13 protein-coding genes are annotated in these 18,666 nt (G+C 48.2%); 7 read left to right on the forward strand and 6 right to left on the reverse strand.

Going from position 1 to position 18,666, the window contains the following annotated elements:
* From TW77_RS11620 to TW77_RS11630, 3 genes are all read left to right on the forward strand, one after another.
* Window positions 1–210: Hsp20 family protein (locus tag TW77_RS11620; protein ID WP_046005149.1), on the forward strand; the 210-nt coding region annotated here is incomplete at its 5' end.
* Window positions 211–437: 227 nt separating this feature from the next.
* The gene (locus TW77_RS11625; RefSeq protein ID WP_046005150.1) at window positions 438–1,199 is read left to right on the forward strand and encodes a hypothetical protein; all 762 of its coding nucleotides are present in this window, start codon (window positions 438–440) and stop codon (window positions 1,197–1,199) included.
* A gap of 225 nt (window positions 1,200–1,424) precedes the next feature.
* On the forward strand, window positions 1,425–2,186 hold the full coding sequence (locus tag TW77_RS11630; RefSeq protein ID WP_046005151.1) for a hypothetical protein: 762 nt from the start codon (window positions 1,425–1,427) through the stop codon (window positions 2,184–2,186).
* A 45-nt stretch (window positions 2,187–2,231) separates the two neighbouring features.
* Here the strand turns inward: TW77_RS11630 and TW77_RS11635 are convergent, their stop codons facing one another.
* Entirely contained in the window at window positions 2,232–3,602 is a 1,371-nt protein-coding gene (locus TW77_RS11635) for a hypothetical protein (protein WP_046005152.1), read from the reverse strand.
* A gap of 488 nt (window positions 3,603–4,090) precedes the next feature.
* Between TW77_RS11635 and TW77_RS11640 the strand changes: the two genes are divergently transcribed.
* Window positions 4,091–4,594, forward strand: coding sequence for a universal stress protein (locus tag TW77_RS11640; protein WP_052713160.1), 504 nt, complete (start codon window positions 4,091–4,093; stop codon window positions 4,592–4,594).
* Window positions 4,595–4,825: 231 nt separating this feature from the next.
* Window positions 4,826–7,057 (forward strand): SEL1-like repeat protein, encoded by a 2,232-nt coding sequence (locus tag TW77_RS24785; RefSeq protein WP_082078912.1) that lies wholly within the window; start codon window positions 4,826–4,828, stop codon window positions 7,055–7,057.
* On the opposite strand, the gene TW77_RS11655 is transcribed toward TW77_RS24785, so the two are convergent.
* From TW77_RS11655 to TW77_RS11675, 5 genes are all read right to left on the reverse strand, one after another.
* On the reverse strand, window positions 7,048–7,956 hold the full coding sequence (locus tag TW77_RS11655; RefSeq protein WP_046005153.1) for a DNA-binding domain-containing protein: 909 nt from the start codon (window positions 7,954–7,956) through the stop codon (window positions 7,048–7,050). The genes TW77_RS24785 and TW77_RS11655 overlap by 10 nt on opposite strands.
* Entirely contained in the window at window positions 7,953–8,945 is a 993-nt protein-coding gene (locus tag TW77_RS11660; RefSeq protein ID WP_046005154.1) for a DUF692 domain-containing protein, read from the reverse strand. The genes TW77_RS11655 and TW77_RS11660 overlap by 4 nt, the downstream gene beginning before the upstream one ends.
* A 9-nt stretch (window positions 8,946–8,954) precedes the next feature.
* Window positions 8,955–11,240: a ferritin-like domain-containing protein gene (locus TW77_RS11665; RefSeq protein ID WP_046005155.1), complete on the reverse strand. Its 2,286-nt coding sequence runs from the start codon at window positions 11,238–11,240 to the stop codon at window positions 8,955–8,957.
* Between the two features lie 140 nt (window positions 11,241–11,380).
* Window positions 11,381–11,767 (reverse strand): hypothetical protein, encoded by a 387-nt coding sequence (locus tag TW77_RS11670; protein WP_046005156.1) that lies wholly within the window; start codon window positions 11,765–11,767, stop codon window positions 11,381–11,383.
* Between the two features lie 163 nt (window positions 11,768–11,930).
* Entirely contained in the window at window positions 11,931–14,105 is a 2,175-nt protein-coding gene (locus TW77_RS11675) for a malate synthase G (protein ID WP_046005157.1), read from the reverse strand.
* Window positions 14,106–14,337: 232 nt separating this feature from the next.
* On the opposite strand from TW77_RS11675, the gene TW77_RS11680 reads away from it, so the two are divergent.
* Both TW77_RS11680 and TW77_RS11685 read left to right on the forward strand, forming a co-directional pair.
* Entirely contained in the window at window positions 14,338–15,942 is a 1,605-nt protein-coding gene (locus tag TW77_RS11680; protein WP_046005158.1) for an isocitrate lyase, read from the forward strand.
* Window positions 15,943–16,489: 547 nt separating this feature from the next.
* Complete coding sequence (locus TW77_RS11685; RefSeq protein WP_046005159.1) at window positions 16,490–18,583, forward strand: ATP-binding protein; 2,094 nt, start codon at window positions 16,490–16,492, stop codon at window positions 18,581–18,583.
* The last annotated feature ends 83 nt before the right edge of the window (window positions 18,584–18,666 follow it).

Consider the following 18,666-nt stretch of genomic DNA (forward strand, 5'->3'; position numbering starts at 1 on the left):
AAAGAAGACAAAACCGACCGTAAGTTTATTCACCAGGGCATTGCCGAGCGCAACTTTGAGCGCAAATTCCAGCTGGGCGACCACGTCAAAGTGATAGGCGCAGAGCTTGAGAATGGCTTGTTATTGATTGACCTGGAGCGCGAAGTACCGGAAGCGTTAAAGCCAAGAAAGATTGAGATTGGCACCGGTAAGTTACTAGAGAGCAAATAAAACACTCACTCCCTTTTTCCTTGTATTACATTGTTGAATTCCCACCCGCCGCCCGAAAGGGCGGCTTTTTTGTTTTCAGCTCGCTCATCGTTTTATCTTGTCTCCCTACAAGCCTCATCCACGTCATACTTTCCCATCTAAAAAATGGGCCTTTTTAAGGATTAGTTAAACTTATTTTTCCCGTAACCGATAAGGTTAACTGTAAAACGTGTAATAAGGATAATGACATGAAGATTGACGCAAATGCGGGCCAACACCTGCATGCAAGAAACAACCAGGTTAGTGATGAAATGAAAACTGTCGCCTCAAACGGCAAAGAGGCGTTCAAGGTCGACCCAACCAAACAATTTATCAATTCAGAGCCGACACATCCTGCTGAGCAAACTCAGGCCAAGTCTGACAACGGTAAGCTAACCGTGATCACCTATAAGGCTAACGGCAAACTCGACCTCCCCCCCAGATATGAAGAGCACAGGGGCATACTTGAGAGTGCCATCATCTCCACCAGCAAGCTGTATTTACACGAAACCCCGGCCGCAGCGAACAGAATCGCAGAAGAGTATGAAAAGGTGTCTGCAGATCTGTATGAACAAAACCCGCAACTAAAGAATAAAAGCTGGGGCTTTTCAGTTGATGACACGGGAAAACTGATTGCTACAGGCCATTTAAATCAGGCAGATAAGCAACTTGTTGAAGAGGCTTTAAATAGCAATGACGAACTAGTCAGTGCCGCCAGAGACTTTAAAGCCAGCTTTTTGGAAGGGCTAGAAATTGAGCGGGGTAGTGCCGGTATAAGTCAGTATTGGGGCAAATATGATGTCAACGAAGACAACTTTGCGGAGATAATCGATTTTAAAGAAATGATCGAACAAGGCAGCAATAATGAGATCGAAAGAGAGAAAAGGGGCTATTTGCTCAATAAGTGGGAGTGGACGATTAATATAGCCGACCAGTTACAGGCAAAAGCACAGCCAACTTTTGCAAAATAGGCCTTGTCGCCAAATGCCAATTTCCACCAATACAGCGGTGCTTTCAGGACCATTTGAGGTTTCTACCCGTCAGACTCAGTTTTTATGCATGGGCCTGGCCTCAAAATATTGAGTCAACCATAGGTTATCTACTCAATTTAGATTAAAATAAGTGTAAATTTTGTTAAATTAATTCACCATACAGCCGATACAGTTATGAGTGAAGCGTGTAATAAGGATAATGACATGAAGATTGACGCAAGTGCGGGTCAACACCTGCATGCAAAAAACAACCAGGTTAGTGATGAAACCAGAGCTACTGCCTCAAGCAGTAAAAAGGTAGCCTCAGTAGACTCAGCCACACAATTAACCAATACCGAGCCGTCACGTTCTGCTGAAGAATTGCGAGCAAAATCTGGCGATGGCAAGTTGACAGTAATCACTTATACCAGTAACGGTAAATTGGACCTACCAGCCAGATTTGAAGAACACCGAGATCTCATTGAGCGTGTTGCAAACTCCACAAGCAAATTGTATTTACACGACACCCCAGCCGCCGCGGACAGAGTAGCAGAAGAATATGAAAAAGTGTCTGCAGGCTTGTATGAACAACACCCACAGCTAAAGAATAAAAGCTGGGGCTTTTCAATTGATGACACGGGCAAACTGGTTGCAACAGGCCATTTGAGTCAGGCAGATAAAAAACTTGTGGAAGGAGTTTTGAATAGTAATGACAAACTAGTCAGTGCCGCACAAGACTTTAAAGCCAACTTTTTAGAAGGGCTGGAGATTGAGCGGGGTAGCTCCGGCACGAGCCAGTACTGGGGAAAATATGATGTCAACGAAGACAACTTTGCGGAGATCATCGATTTCAAAGAGATGATCACACAAAGCAGCAACAACGAGATCCAAAGAGAGAAAACAGGCTATTTGCTCAACAAGTGGGATTGGACATTCAATATATCCGACCAGCTCAGCGCCAGAGCAGCGCCCGTTTTCACAAAATGAACCGTATATAGCCGGAAGGCCTTCGCATTCCGGCTATAAGACGCGTTACTGACGAGTACTTGACAGAAGATCCTGATCACAAATATGACCCAAGGTTACAATCGGATGCCGATTTCCACCAATGCCTATAGAACCTTCAAGACCACTTGGAATTTCTACTCGCCAAGCCCCGATTTGATACTGGGAGTACCACTCATTAGTGTAGCCACCACTATATTCAGTATGCAAAGCCTCACCATTTCCGGACACGCAACGTCCCAAGTCAATGACTTGAGAAATTTTTCCCTGAGCATCAGCCACTGCGGGAGTTAGCTCAAAGTTGGACGTAGTCCTGTTATAATAATCACGCCATAAGAACAATAATGCCTGTCCTCCAGGTACAGGATGTCCCTTAGAGTCTTGCAAAGTAACATTCCATTTCAACTTTTGATAAGCCTGTGTAGTCATGTAAGGAGAGCTTTGAGCAGCATAAGGTACGCGTAAAACATTCGACTCACCTTCAATTGAGTGCTGCGAAAATGACGCAACATTAGAACCTAAAGTAAGTTGATAAGCGCTCGCCGGGTTATTAGGTAGGCTATAGTTTGGTCTGACCCGTACAATTTGATACTCGCCAGCTTGTGCAGGAGTAATTAGCTTACCTTTTGCAAGTGGTACTTCTACCCAGGCTCCGGCCTCTAAGTGCTCAAGTACAAACTCACCGGTATTACCCGGGTCCAGAAATTTTAACAGGACCTCTTGCCCTCTTTTCGCTTCGAACGCATAGTGGTCAACATCAAGTATACTGTCCAGATTACCCACAACTTTATTGAGCTGATCCGGTAAAATTGTTGATTCCGCAATCGTATCATTTAGCTCGTTGCTATCAATACTTTCACTGGTCATCACGCCAAAATTAAACTCACCGCCATCCGCTTGAACATACTCCAATAACCAATAGTAATCACCAGCTTGTGAAACCGTCGTGATCAGCTCATCCAGCCCTCCCTCATTTGATGAGGCGCCAATCACAGTCAGCGTATCGTCCGGGTTGTGGCGGATCAGCGTCAAATTCACATTGGTTTGTGCATTTTGTGCCGTCACAAAGGCATATAGTTTACTCGGATTGTTGAGTTTAAAGTGAAAGCAATCTGAGCCGCCAGTCTGCGCACCACCAAGTGGATAGCTAGTATTGATGTTTAATGTGGTCGGGCAACGCAGCGTAATAGCCGTAGTTTGTTGATCCGTTTCAGCAAAAGCTGTGGCAGAAGCAGCACGCATTTCGCTTTTTGTAATTAATTGCCGATTGCTGTGAATGACCGTATTCCCCCTTTCCAGTGAATCCGAAAATCCGCTTGGCAGAGGAAGGTCTGAACTCGCAACACTCAACATGGGTGACAAAGCAAGGACAATGCCCGTCATTGTAAACTTTTTCATAAAATCTCCTTTTATAATATTGAAAAGCCAACAACATATAGTCACAAAAACTTAATCATTTCAATGCTGAATAGTTAATTTATCCTCAAATAGGTCCAGCCTTAATCGCCCAGCACCGTTCATTCCACTAAAAATAATCAAATATCATTATCAAACAGAATTCACCCTCAGAGTCACGTACAGCACTTTTTGCACGAGGTATCAAGCACGCAACACTTCGAGTATAACTGCTTATAAATACGGTAAATTCATACTATAAAACGCATGCCACGGCGCCTTTTCGCTGCTATTTTGATGTAGAACATGGTCGGCGAAGATCCACAGAACTTAGATTGATTTTTGCGTAGGGAGTTGTGATGCTGGCGACCACTAAGGTAAAGCTGTAAGCCATTGAACGTGAAGAAGGAGGTGCAATGCTCGACCTAAGTTTTATCCATCTGTCGGCTTTTTAGCTCGATGCTTTTGGTAAAATTCTGGCTACGATCGACGTGAACGACAGCTTCAGAGAGCTGGATGATGAACAAGTACAGGACAAACTCAATCAGGCCGTAATGGAATACAGCGTATCGTTAAGCCTGCCCGAACTGTCTGAGCTGCATGTGGGCAGTGCCTGGGATGCCTACGCCGAAGACAGGCTGCGCTACGGCACCTTTGCGCATCAGTCGGACGAACAGGTGGATGATTATGTAGAGCAGGGGCGCAGAGACTGTGCCACTAAGCCGGCCCGGCTGGTGACAAAAATGGACCAACTGTTCGACAAGTCAGCCGTTCAGTACCTGCAACCCAAACTGCACCAGGTCAAAGGCAAAGCCAGTAAAGAGATCCCTCTGCTGGCCCAAAAACACAAGATTGACTTAATCGTGATGGGTACCGTAGGCCGTGTCGGCATTCCGGGTTTGATAATCGGCAACACCGCCGAATCCATTCTGGAGCAAACCCAGTGCTCCGTACTGGCCATTAAGCCCAAAGGCTTCCAGACGCCAATTAAATAACCCGCGAGGATAACCCACAGGTCCACCCGCTGACGAGTCGGTGGGCCGTTTTTCAGGCTTTTCTCACTTCGCCAGCGCCAATACTGCTTAAGGCTTTGGGTCTCGTGCAGGCAAACTGTACTCACTGGGTAAAATCTATCCCATTGTCAGCCATCATAAAATACCGTTTAATAAGGATATAAAACCCCACATAAGAATCTTCCGGGGTTAAGCAGTTTAAAAGGAATATTGATGTCAGAACATAACCCCGAACTAACTCCAGAGATTGAAGCACTGATTAAGAAAGCCCAGAGTGGTGATGCAGAGGCGCAAAATGAGTTGGGCGATGCCTACTATTATGGTGTAGGAGTAGAACATAATTATGGCCAAGCAGCCGACTGGTTTAGACAAGCAGCAGAGCGGAGAAATGTAGGTGCCCTATGTAACTTGGGCTTCATGTACGAACAAGGAAAAGGCGTAGCGCAAAGTGATGAAAAAGCGGTTGAGTACTATCAGTTGGCAGCAGTTCATGGAAACGCACGCGGTCAATGCAATCTGGGTGTGATGTATGCAAATGGTAGAGGCATAACTCACAGTGACGAAAAAGCGGTTGAATACTACCAGCTTGCCGCAGAACAAGGTGATGCAGATGCTCAATGCAACTTGGGTGTGATGTATAGAAATGGTAGAGGCGTAGCGCAAAGTGATGAAAAAGCGGTTGAGTACTTTCAGTTGGCAGCAGCTCAAGAAAACGCACGCGGTCAATTCAGTCTAGGTGTGATGTATGCAAATGGTAGAGGCGTTACACACAGTGACGAAAAAGCGGTTGAATACTACCAGCTTGCCGCAGAACAAGGTGATGCAGATGCTCAGTGCAACTTGGGTGTGATGTATGCAAATGGTAGAGGCGTAGCACAAAATGACGAAAAAGCGGTTGAATACTACCAGCTTGCCGCAGAACAAGGTGATGCAGATGCTCAGTGCACCTTGGGTGTGATGTATAGAAATGGTAGAGGCGTAGCACACAATGACGAAAAAGCGGTTGAATACTACCAGTTAGCCGCAGAGCAGAGACATGTCGATGCCCAATGCAACTTGGGCTTTATGTACGAACAAGGAAAAGGCATAGTTCATAGTGATGAGAAAGCGGTTGAGTACTACCAGCTTGCCGCAGAACAAGGTGATGCAAATAGTCAGTACAATTTGGGTGTGATGTATGGAAATGGTAGAGGCGTAGCGCAAAGTAATGAAAAAGCGGTTGAATATTACCAGCTGGCCGCAGAGCAGAGACATGTCGATGCCCAATGCAACCTGGGCTTTATGTATAGGCAAGGAAAAGGCGTAGCGCAAAGTGATGAGAAAGCGGTTGAATGCTACCAGTTGGCTGCAAAGCAAGAAGACGCCGGAGCTCAGCTCATTCTGGCTCATTGTTATTTTGTAGGGCTGGTGGTTGCTCAAAATTTTACAGAGGCCAAAGCGCTGTGTGAACAAGTGTTCAAAGACCCACAGCTAAGCTTTGCAGCCTATGAACTTCACGACAGAGCTGAGCGTTTTGAAAAATCAGAGTCAATAAGTACTTTGAGAGAGAAGATACTCTCTCATCTTCAAGTCAAAAAACATCGTACGATGACTCACTACACCTCATTTGACGTTGGACAGACCATTTTACTGGAAAAAAGCCCATTCAGGCTGGGGCATATTAATGCAGTCAATGACCCCAATGAGGGAAAGTTACTCTGGCAGGAATTAGGTTACGAGCCGGAAGAGGGCAACCCGGTATTTATCGGCTGCTTTTTACCGGAAAGCGACAGCCTGAACATGTGGCGCTTTTACAGTAAAAACCATTTAAATGACGATGCCTGCGGCTGCGCTATTACGTTTAACACAGAGCGCTTTTTTGACTATCGATTACTGGAAGAGCAGGGCAACCACACAGAGCAAGAGGAAAGGATGCCGTCATTTACCAACACCGGCCAGTCTCCTCAGGAAAGCGCTGCGTTCTATCGGGTTGTGTATCTCAAAGATAATTTTAAGATACTGGGCGAGGGTGCCAAAGAACTGCAAACTTACTTCAAAGACCTTAAGAAAGAAGTCGATAAATTTGTCGGCAAGAAACCGACCCCTGAAAAATTACAAACGCTTGCCTGGCTACTCGGCCCATTGCCCTACCTGCTAAAAGACGCCCATTATAAGGATGAGCAGGAACACAGAGTAATCGTCACGCATCTGGACTATGGCGCAAAAGAGATCCAAAGCTCTGCTCCTGATTTTGCCACAGGCACTGCGCCGCGTTTATACCTTGAGCTGCACAGAGACGATCATCTGGCGCCGATTGAGTACGTGACGCTCGGGCCTAAAGCGCCGAACAAAGAGATGATGGCACCGTACTGGCGCCATCAACTCGCCAGTAAGTTTGAATCGCAGCTTGCAAGGCGCAAAGATAAGCAGCTGAATATTCACCCCTCGCGTTGCGCTTATAAGTAGTGCGAGGCATCTTCGGTGTTTGTGGCCGGGCGCTTAGCGCGTTCGACCACCAGCAGACCACAAGCGACGGCGGCAGGTAGCCACATGGCCAGCCGGGCTCTGAGTAGCGCGGGTTCCATGCCCTGACGGCGGGCGCTGTGCATTAGTGCCTGTTCAAACGACATAGCCTGACTACAGTGGCTGAGCAAATCCGCCTGCCAGTGGGTGAGCGGCTGGGTGATCAGCCGGTAGTTTTGCCGGGTCAGGGCGATATAACGGGTTTCTCTGCCAGGCAGGGTGTGCGGCTGGGCATTTTCTAACTGTTCAACCATGGGCAGCAGATCATAGTCGCTGACCAGTAAACGCAGGCACGGTGGCACTATTAGGTTGAGCGATGCGCCGCCGCCCAGCAGTTCAAATTCATTCAATACCAACTCGGCTGGGGGTGTGTTTTCCAGTCCTTCGGCCAGCAGCACCTCCGCTTTGGCACGCTCGAATCGGGCCAGCTCCACGGGCACATCGAACATCGCACGCTGTTTGTCGTCGAACTCTCCCTGAGGCCGGGTATTAGCCAGAAAACTGACAAACGATTTACCCAGCGTATGCAAAGTGAATGACCGCGACGGTAAGGTCACGATATACGCCTTGGCAAATACCTCAAAAACGTCATCGCCCATAAAAGCGCAGAGCAGGGCAAATTCCCCTTTTAAGCATTCCACCAGTCGCATAACGTAGCCAGCGGCATAAATATCCACCCGACGCTCGGCAGGCAACTGTGGGGTCGATTTAACGCACTGCTCAAGTGTCAGGCCATCACGCTGACCTGCTGTAAGCAACTTTTCGGGTAAGTCGCCACGAGAAATTAAAACGTGAGACAACCAGTTTTGCAACTGGCTGAGTTGTGGGGTTGAGTACGTCATTTTGCTACCGGTTTTAAGCTGTGTGCCAGGTCTGTATTTTGATGCATTTCCCGTACCACGGGCGTTGAAAATTTCGCCATATCGCTCTGGTACACGGCCTGTACGGGCATCTCGCCATTGAGTACCTGCTTTGCCTTATTCAGCTCTGCCACCAGAGTGTCAAATGGCGGAATATTGGCGTCCCATTCCAGTAAGGTCGACACGCCGCCGGTCAGCTGTTGCGCCAATGCATAAAGCGCCCAGACTTGCTGCGGTACTGGCTGGTCGTGGGTGTCAATCAGGCAGTCGCCGCAATCGCTTGGGCCCGCCAAATGGATCTGCACAATCTGCTGGTGGGGCAAGGCACGAATATACGCCTCAGGATCAAAGCCATGATTAAACGCACTGACAAAGACATTATTGACGTCGAGCAAAATACCACAGCCGGTAGCATTCACCAGCTCGGTAAAGAAAGCCGGTTCACTCAGGCTGGAATGGCAATACTCCAAATAGGTAGACGGGTTTTCCAGCACAATCGGGCGCTCCAGCACTTCCTGCACTTGCTTAACCCGGCGGATAACATGGTCGAGACTTTCATCGGTCAGCGGCATGGGCAACAAGTCGTGGCTGTTTACCCCGGCAACCCCTGTCCAGCACAGATGATCCGACACCCACGCAGGCTGCACAAAATCGCTCAGTGCTTTGAGCTTGTTCAGATAGGTAAAATCAAGCGGATCGATACTGCCAATGTTCATCGACACGCCATGCATCACCATAGGGTAGTATGCTCTGAGAGTTTCCAGCACGTGACGGCCATAGCCAAAGTTGTCTATGTAGTTTTCGCTGATGATCTCAAACCAGTCCACCGGCTTTTTTACCGTGTCGTGGTCAATACTCATCAGCTCAGGATAATGCTGGCTGCGCAAGCCAACCCCAAACCCCAGGCTCCCAGTATGAGAAAAAGAGGCTGCGGCATTACGCCGCGCCTCTCCATTATAATTATCCGACATGGCGCTTCCTTATGTTGAAGGCGGCAGTGCCAGACGAATGTCATCCACTTCTGGTGGCGCAGGGATTTCACCGGTCTGCTTATTAACCAGATCGTTGGCATTACAATAAGCCTGCCAGGCAATTTTGTACACCGCGTCCCCTTCTTTGTACGGCATCGGCGTAGTGTCAGTGCAATCCTGCTGTGGATCGCCGCCATCAGGCGTAATGTAGCTGATAGGTGTAAAGTTGTTGTATTCATCAAAACTAAACAGCTGCATTTTATAGCCGTCGCTGTCGTCGGCAGGTAAGGAAGGGAATAACTGCGAGGCCGAAATAGGCACAGCACAGCCTCCCAGGTTATTACACTTGTTGTCGGCCGGGGCACTCTTAATGCCTTTCGCGCCACTGGCACCGCAACTGCCACCCGGTGTAGTGCTGTGAACAAAACCACAGCCGCCCTGGGCTTTACAATCGTTTGAGCCTTTGCAGCTATGGAACACCTGGGCTGGTGGTAGTCCTGCATCCTCCGATCTATAACTCATACCCTGGCAGGCATGATACAAGACGCCGTCTTCCTGCGGTGCAATGCCAGTTACCAGATCCGGTGCCATCCCGGTCGTGGCCCAGCAAATAGAAACACGGTCGCCGGAGCCACCCATAGCAGGACCGGGAAACTCATCCGTTTTCCCTGACCAGTAGCGGTCCAGCGCGGTTGTCAGGCCTTTAATAGTACCGACTGCCGACTGACTGAACAGCAGGTGGGTTTCCATCTTGCTTTTTTCTGTGCGGCTTAAGTTGTTTAGTGCAGAAACGATTTCATCAACCCCAGGTAAGTCTGGGTGCTGCTCTTTTGCTTTATCACAGGTACCCGGATTCAGCATTTCCCTGTTCCAACGCTTGCCTTCGGCATGCCAGTCTTTCCAGGTTAGGTATCTTTCTTTATCTTCGTAACTGGGATCACTGTATTTAACGATCAATTCCAGTGTTTGCTTAAAGATCAGGAAGTGATCTTTGCGCTTATTCATGATCCGTGCACACGCCGATCCTGAGACGGGGTCTCCCGGATAATCCGCTTTAAGTGCGTTCTCATCAGGCTGATACTTCTCTTGCACGGTATGCGTATCTTCAGTCTTTTGCGCAAATAAAGTGCTCAGGGCTTTTTGTGCCCAGGCTTCATGGCTCCATTGCTGGCAGATTGTTTCCACCACGCCCTGACCTTCGCCCTGATCGGTAATGGCATTGATGTTGTTGATAAGTTTAACTTTGAGCTCATCGTGGCGAGTATCATCCAATTCTGGCGAATTCAAAGACCCGTCAACACCAGGAAATTGTGCCTGGTACTCGTCATCGCCAGGACGGACGTTAAAGTAGTCTCTTTGCACCGGCGTTGACCCTAACAGCGCATCGAGCAAAGATGTGCCATCGTCATACTGGATTTGCAGGTAGTTCCAGTAACACAGGTACATATGGCCGATTGAGCCAAACAGCGGCAGGTTGGTTTCAGTGTAGCTGGGTTGCCACCAGTCAAACGGGGCATTCTCAAAGTACTTAGGACGGCCATCTGCACCGGGCTTGAGGTACTGGGGCGCAATAATTTTTTGCGCATCTTCTTCGGTTTCTTCAATCAATAAAAACAGCAGCGCCTGCTCTTTGTTAAGCTCCGTAGCATTCACCCTGAGGTCCTGCAAACTTTCACCCTTAAAGTGGGCTTTAAAGTAATCCCTGACTTCAGGGCTCAGCTTATTCAGATCGCTATCGCAGTCTTTAAAATCCAGAATGTGCGGGATCATGGTCTGATTGTTGTAACACTGCCAGCCATATTTCTTATCGATCAGTGCCTCACTGGTAAAAGTCGGTGTAAGTCCAATCTTGCTGGCCATATTAGAAGCCAGTTGCAGGTGCAGCATTTCTTCCACAAACACGCTGTATACACCATTGAATACTTGCTCGTTGACTGTTAAGACATCCGTCGGTGTCGGCTTAACTACGGCGTCATATTCATCGAATCGCCCCTTTGGCACCGTACCAGCTGTTGCTGCCAAACCAGGCCACCAACGTCCCGGATATAACCCGGAATTGTCACCAATCTGGTGCATCCCATAAATGGAGTATAGGCCGGTCATATACAGAGGAATGGTAAATAGCTCAACGTTGATAGCCGCCTGCGCGATGGCTTTCACACACGAGATATCAGCAGCCTTGTAATCAACGCTACGCGCTTTTATCTCTTGCTCTTGTTGCTTTGAAATTCTGAGTTCGGGCTTAATGATTTCTTTCAACCCGCTCAATACGTCTTTGTTAATTGGTTCGTTCATGAACTTGCTCCTTCGTGACGGTAACCTGCTGCCTGTGGTTTACTTCACAGCAGCAGAGCCTATAAAAAGTAGTTCACGACAAAAGAAATTCCTATTACACCCTATTACTCTCAAACAGGTGTGCAAAAGAAGAGGGAGTATCAGCGGCGCCGTTCAATCTCACAGAGATCAGAGGCCTGATTGTCGCAGTATTGTGACTGTTTAACTTGAGATGTAGCGCTATCGGCACTTAGCTTTGCTTCGGCATCAATATCAATACCGTTTGCCAGACAGGCTTCTTTGTAGGCTTGATGTTGTTGGGCTTTTACAACCCCATTGGACAAGGCCAGTGCCAGGCCACCAACCAGTTCTAGTTCATGAAACACCAGGTTACTGGCAGCGCGAGGCGCCATATCTATACTGGTCGATTCTTTGTAAACGCCGCAGTATTCATCAAAACTGACTTCGGTGTGCGGCACAAAAACACACCCCGAAAACAGCAAGGCGCTGCTCCCAAGTAATGTATATTTCCCTGACAACATAGTCATTATTATCCATAGTTATTACTTTAGATAAGGGTATGCAGGGCGCTTAAAGAATACAACGGGATACTACATAAATCTGACGCAAACTTACATCTACTGACATTTTGCGGGGTAAAACAGAGCGTAAAGCCCCTTTACACTCTGTTGCCCAGACTAATCAGAGAAACTACTGAACAAGGCCCTTGTATTGACGTCGATAGGCATGCAGCAAAGGCTCAGTGTAGCCATTTGGCTGTGCCTTGCCTTGCAGCACTAACGCCAAAGCCGCCGTAAAGGCCAGATTGTCTTCGATGTTTTCGCCGCTCATTGGCTGGTATTGCGCGTCATGGCGATTTTGCTCATCGACGATTTTTGCCATACGAACAAAAGTACGCTTAACCTGCTCCTCAGTGCAAATACCATGATGCAACCAGTTAGCAATGTGCTGGCTGGAGATACGCAACGTTGCTCTGTCTTCCATCAGGCCAACATGGTTGATGTCGGGTACTTTTGAGCAACCAATCCCTTGATCTATCCAGCGCACTACATAACCCAGAATCCCCTGGGCATTATTGTCCAGCTCAGTTTGAATTTCATCATCGCTTAACTGACGTGCGCCCAGCAATGGCGGTGTCAGCAGGTCGTCCAGGCTTGCCATCTGCCGCTGGGCAATTTGCTGCTGCAATGTCGCCACTTCAACTTCGTGATAATGCATAGCATGCAAAGTGGCCGCAGTGGGAGAGGGCACCCAGGCGGTATTAGCACCCGACTTAGGATGTGCCAGCTTCTGCTCCATCATCAGCGCCATTTTGTCAGGCATCGGCCACATGCCTTTGCCTATCTGCGCTTTACCCGCAAAACCCGAAGCCAGGCCTGTGTCTACGTTACGATCTTCATACGCCGCTATCCAGGGCTGTGCTTTTATCTCGCCTTTGGGTAACACCGGGCCGGCCAGCATAGACGTGTGGATCTCGTCACCGGTTCTGTCCAGGAACCCGGTATTGATGAATACAACGCGGGCGTGAGCCGCATTAATACAGGCCTGTAAGTTTACAGATGTACGGCGCTCTTCATCCATAATGCCCATTTTTAGCGTGTTTTCGGGTAATTTCAGCAGCTGCTCTACCGCACTAAACAACTCGCCGGTAAAGGCTACTTCTTCCGGACCGTGCATTTTGGGTTTAACGATATTCACACTCTGCGCCGTGGAGTTTTTAAGCGCCCCATCACCATGCAGATCGTGTAGCGCGGCGGTTGCGGTGATCACCGCATCGACTATCCCTTCGAACACCTCCTCGCCATGCTCATCCAAAATGGCGGGCGTGGTCATCAGGTGGCCAACATTGCGCACAAACATCATAGCTCGGCCTTTAAGGCTAAGCGTTTGGCCATCAGGTGTCAGGTAAGTTTTGTCGGCATTCAGTGAACGGGTTACTGTTTTACCGGCTTTTTCAAACTGCTCTTTGAGTGTGCCCTGCATCAGGCCCAGCCAGTTGCGGTAAACCTGTACTTTATCTTCGGCATCCACAGCTGCAACCGAGTCTTCACAATCCATGATGGTGGTCAGCGCGGATTCCAGGATCACGTCTTTGATCCCGGCCTTGTCTGCCTGGCCGATCGGATCCTGGGGATCAATCAGGATCTCAAAATGTAGATCATGGTGTTTAAACAGTAACGCCGACGGGCTCTGTGGCTGTCCGTTATATCCGGCAAACTGCGCGGGTTCCGCCAGTTTAACCTGACTTGAATCGTTAAGCGTGATGATCAGTTCACCCTGAACCACCGCATAATTGGTGCTTTCGATATGAGAGCCGTGTGCCGGCGGCAAAATACGGTCCAGTAGCTGGCGCGCATAGGCCATCACTTTAAAGCCCCGCACCGGATTATAACCACCGCTTGCGCGCTCAGCGCCGTCTTCTTCTGGCAACACGTCGGTGCCATAAAGTGCATCATAAAGCGAGCCCCAGCGCGCATTGGCTGCGTTTAGCGCGAATCGCGCATTACTAACCGGCACCACTAACTGTGGACCCGCAATACGGGCTATTTCAGGCTCAACCTGCTCGGTGGTGATAGGCTGCGCAGCAACATCGGGCACCAGATAACCTATTTCGGTTAAAAATGTCCGATACTTTTCAGCATCCCAGCTCGGATTCGCTAAGTGGTAGTCATCAATTTGTTTTTGTAATAGATCGCGCCTGGCAAGCAGCGCCCGGTTTTTAGGTGTGAGAGTGTGGATAATATTAGAAAAACCAGACCAGAAGTCGTCTGCGTTAATTTGGGTGCCAGGCAGCAGCTCCTGATCGACAAAGTCAAACAGGCGGGTATCGATACGCAATCCGGCCTGTAAAATGTGAGAACTCATGTGAGTGATCCTTGATCGGGTTTGAACGGGTCACTTTAAAATAAGCCAATTTCACTAAAAACAAACCCCTTTACCCATTCACAATAAATATACTGGCAATAACAACTATAAATTTAAAAAATTACACTGGTCGGTCTAGTGTTTATTTAAGCGCCAGGCAGCACTCTCACACTCGCTCTCTGGCAGACAAACATAAACCAGTTAGCTTAAACCCGTTCGAAGGAATTTTGTTATGAGCAGTTATACCTCTCAAATTGATCGTTTTACTACATTGTGCCAGTCTCAGGGCAATACCTGGCAGGGGATCAACCCTGAATTTGCAACCAGAATGCATTTACAAAACCGCTTTAAAACGGGTCTGGATATTGCCAAATACACCGCGAAGGTAATGCGTGAAGATATGGCTGCGTACGATGCCGACAGCAGCCAGTATACGCAGTCGCTGGGTTGCTGGCACGGTTTCACTGCTCAGCAAATGATGATGGCCATTAAGCGCCATAATAAGACCACCAAACGCTCTTACGTGTACCTGAGTGGCTGGATGGTTGCCGCGCTTCGCTCTGAATTTGGACCACTACCGGATCAAAGCATGCACGAAAAAACCGCCGTGCCTAAGCTGATTGAAGAGATCTACACCTTCTTAAAACAAGCAGATGCACGAGAGCTTGATCACCTTTATAAGGCACTGGATGAGGCCAAAGCACAGGGTGGTGACGTACAGGCAATCACAGCACAAATAGATAACTTCGAAACTCACGTTGTGCCCATCATTGCCGACATTGATGCCGGTTTTGGTAACGAAGAAGCCACCTACCTGCTGGCAAAACAAATGATTGAAGCGGGTGCGTGCGCCATTCAGATTGAAAACCAGGTATCGGACGCCAAGCAGTGTGGTCACCAGGCCGGTAAAGTGACCGTGCCTCATGAAGACTTTTTAGCCAAGATCAATGCGGTGCGTTATGCATTCCTGGAACTGGGCGTAGAAGATGGCATTATTGTCGCCCGTACCGACTCTCTTGGTGCCAGCCTGACGCAGAAAATCCCGGTCTCTAAAACGCCTGGCGATTTGGCCAGCCAATACAATGCATTCCTCGACACCACCGTTATCTCTGGCGCTGCGGATCTGAATGAAGGTGACATGGTCATTAAACAAAATGGTGAGCTGTGCAAGCCTGTGCGCCTTGATAATGGCCTGTATCAGTTCAGAGAAGGCACTGAAAAGGACCGCGTTGTACTTGATTGTGTCACCAGCTTGCAATCAGGCGCCGATCTGTTGTGGATTGAAACTGAAAAGCCCAATGTAGAGCAAATAGCAGAACTGGTGAACCGAGTCCGTGAGCAGGTGCCCAATGCCAAGCTGGTATATAACAACTCACCGTCATTTAACTGGACGCTGAAGTTCCGTGAGCAGGTATATGCAGAGTGGCAGGCGCAGGGCAAAGATCTGTCGACCTACCCAGATCCAACTCAAGATCCTAAAGCGCTGATGTCTCCAGAGCTGGATCAATCAGAGCTGGCAGCAGAAGCCGATGCTAAAGTACGTACCTTCCAGCGTGATGGTGCAGCTCAGGCGGGTATTTTCCACCACCTAATCACCTTGCCGACTTATCACACAGCTGCGCTGAGCACAGATATTCTGGCGGAAGGTTACTTTGGCGACCTGGGTATGCTTGCCTACGTACGTGATGTTCAGAGACAAGAAATTCGCCGCGAGCAGGCTTCCGTGAAGCACCAGGACCTGGCCGGCTCCAACATTGGTGATACACATAAAGAGTATTTCAGTGGTGAAAACGCGCTGAAAGCAGGTGGTGAAGCCAACACCATGAACCAATTTTAATTGTCATAAAGTTCCTACATCTACAAGGGCCTGCGGGCCCTTTTTAGATCAGTTTTTTACCAGCACATTACCGCCAACACATATTCCAATCTACAAAGTCGATGGCCTGCTGCCAGACCCGACAGGCTCGGCCTCCTTAATCTCAACCAGATTAGCACCGGATCACGATTTTACCCGCCTGCGAATGTCAGATCAGGATTTTATCAGCTGAGGCGCTTTTAATGACAGAAAAGGGCGTAAACGGCAAAAAAGGAGGACGACCATAAGATTTTGGCTTAAAATTCGGAAAAATCCGCCTGCTATTGGCTTGAAAATTCGACTAGTTGCAATAATAAACACGGCTCAGGCCACATTTTTACTAACTCCGAAGTCAATAAACCAAAATTTTACTAAGTCAGCAGCGGATAAAACAGAATTTTACTAACTAGGTAGCCTTACAAACCATCATTTTACCAACTCAGTAAGCTGTAAACCCCCTTTACAGCTCCATAATTGCACCACAATTATTGCATACTCTGAAAAAAGTCTGATGTGCCACGAAAAAATTATGAAAAAAATACTGCTCCCATCTGCTTTTGCGTTACTCAGTATAGTTACTGTTAATGCGCAGGCAACCAACTCGACGTTAACACTACATGAAATCAAGAAGCTCGAGTTGTCGGGCAATTACGAGCAAGCACTCAGTGGCCTGACCCCATTTTATAGCCATGACGACCTAAAAAAGCAGCTAGACGCACGCTTTGTTGAAGCACTAATCTATCGCAAGCAGGGTAATCATCAGCAAGCTATTAATGCGTTAGACAGACTAACCAAGCAATTTCAGCTGGATACCAACAACCAGTACCGCCTTTATAAGGAGCTGGGGATAAATTACCGCCGCATGGGCAAGCTGGATGACGCTGAAGACAACTACAGGCACGCTTTAAAGACCGCTAAAGCACTGAATAATAATGACTTTATAGGTCAAAGTTATTCCAACCTCGGCACCTTGTATGACACCAAAAATGAAATGGCGATGGCCATGCAGTTTCAGCTTAAAGCCAGGGATGCACTTAAAGACAGCCAGCTTCATGGAGTAGTCGCCAACAACTTTTATAATCTGGGCGATATGGCCATGCGCTTCAACGACCTGGAGCAGGCCGAGTTCTTTTTTACTAAAGCGCTGATCGCCGATAAGAAGTCGGGTGAACTGAACAATATTGCCGGCACCGCCCTGAGGCTGGCTCAGGTCACATTCAAACGCAAAAACTACTTACAGGCGGTTGAGAAAACCACCGAGGCCATTGAGCTGCTTGAACAAATTCCGGCTAATGTTGGCCTGGCGCGAGCCCACAAGCTGATCAGCCAGGCCTATCTTAAGCTGGAAAAAGGAGCAAAGGCCGAGGAGCATGCCAAACTCTCGATGCACTACGCCGCTCAAACTGATAACCAGATACAGCGTTTCTATGCCCACGTCATTATGGCCCGTGCTTATTTGTATCAACAAAAACCTGAACTGGCGCAGCCCCACTATGAGTGGCTAACACGCTTTATGGCAGAAGACGACGAGAACTCTCACATGTCTCAGGTGTATTATAACCTCAAAGCCAAATATGACTTTCAACAAGGCAATCATCAGGAAGCCTACGAAGCGCTAAGCAAGGCCAACACCTTTTTTGCACAGAATATAGAAAAAGCCAACTCAGAGCAGGCGCTGACGCACAAGCGTACCATAGACACAGTGATGCAACAGCAACGCATAGATGACTCAGAGCATCACCGTAAGCTAACAGAAAGCCAGTTGCGCAATGCACAACTGATGCAGCGCATGTGGCTGTTTGTAGCCCTGACTTGCCTGCTGCTGGGTATTCTGATCAGCTATATCTTGTTCAGTAAAAACAGAACCGCACGCCTGAAAGCCAACCTTTACCAGCAAAACCTCAAACAAAAAGATCAGATGCTGGCCGATATTTCTCATGAACTGAGAACACCATTGAGTGTACTTAAGCTGCACATTGAAGCATTAGAATATAACCTGCTGGACGACGACACCCTGGCCTACAGCAAGATCAATGAAAAAATATCCCAGCTTAATCATCTGATCTCGGACGTTTATCAACTGTCTCAGGCCGATAACCAGGCTATGGTAGTCAATAATCAGCCTTACTGTACCCGTACACTGGCTGACAGTTATTGCTACGACATCAAACGTATGGTGCAAAGCAATGAGCTACACTTTAGTGCCGACATTTCGATCCCCACCAATGCCAGTGTATTAATCGATAAACCCAAACTGGACAGGGTCATAGACAACCTGGCAAAAAACGCCTGCCTGTATACCGACAAACCAGGCCAGGTAAAACTCAAGATCCGACAAAACAGTGAGGGGTTGATCATTCAGCTGGAAGACTCATCACCGGGCGTGTCGGACAACGAAAAACCACGTCTATTTGAACGTTTGTACCGGGTAGAAAGCTCACGAAGCCGGGCAACCGGTGGCTCAGGCCTGGGGCTATCACTGTGTAAAAGCCTGGTCGAATCCATGTCTGGTGACATTGAACTTAGAGATAGCAGGTTAGGCGGGCTGTCGGTTCGGGTGACACTATTTGCCGCTTCAACAACACCTGCAGCAAAAGTACCACAAACGGTATCACACAGTTAGTACAGCAAGTGCCAGGCATATTGTCGGGCACTTTAACCGCCTTTTATTCGGTCAAACGAATCGCACCTTTTTAAACAGAACAT

It is taken from the genome of Pseudoalteromonas rubra, from assembly GCF_000967655.1.
GTDB lineage: Bacteria > Pseudomonadota > Gammaproteobacteria > Enterobacterales > Alteromonadaceae > Pseudoalteromonas > Pseudoalteromonas rubra_A.

Bases quoted from the DNA above. Each gene is read 5' to 3' on its own strand.
- TW77_RS11655 (WP_046005153.1), bottom strand. From the start codon at position 7,956: ATGACGTACTCAACCCCACAACTCAGCCAGTTGCAAAACTGGTTGTCT.
- TW77_RS11635 (WP_046005152.1), bottom strand. From the start codon at position 3,602: ATGAAAAAGTTTACAATGACGGGCATTGTCCTTGCTTTGTCACCCATG.
- TW77_RS11630 (WP_046005151.1), top strand. From the start codon at position 1,425: ATGAAGATTGACGCAAGTGCGGGTCAACACCTGCATGCAAAAAACAAC.
- TW77_RS11625 (WP_046005150.1), top strand. From the start codon at position 438: ATGAAGATTGACGCAAATGCGGGCCAACACCTGCATGCAAGAAACAAC.
- TW77_RS11670 (WP_046005156.1), bottom strand. From the start codon at position 11,767: ATGACTATGTTGTCAGGGAAATATACATTACTTGGGAGCAGCGCCTTG.
- TW77_RS11665 (WP_046005155.1), bottom strand. From the start codon at position 11,240: ATGAACGAACCAATTAACAAAGACGTATTGAGCGGGTTGAAAGAAATC.
- TW77_RS24785 (WP_082078912.1), top strand. From the start codon at position 4,826: ATGTCAGAACATAACCCCGAACTAACTCCAGAGATTGAAGCACTGATT.
- TW77_RS11680 (WP_046005158.1), top strand. From the start codon at position 14,338: ATGAGCAGTTATACCTCTCAAATTGATCGTTTTACTACATTGTGCCAG.
- TW77_RS11660 (WP_046005154.1), bottom strand. From the start codon at position 8,945: ATGTCGGATAATTATAATGGAGAGGCGCGGCGTAATGCCGCAGCCTCT.
- TW77_RS11685 (WP_046005159.1), top strand. From the start codon at position 16,490: ATGAAAAAAATACTGCTCCCATCTGCTTTTGCGTTACTCAGTATAGTT.
- TW77_RS11675 (WP_046005157.1), bottom strand. From the start codon at position 14,105: ATGAGTTCTCACATTTTACAGGCCGGATTGCGTATCGATACCCGCCTG.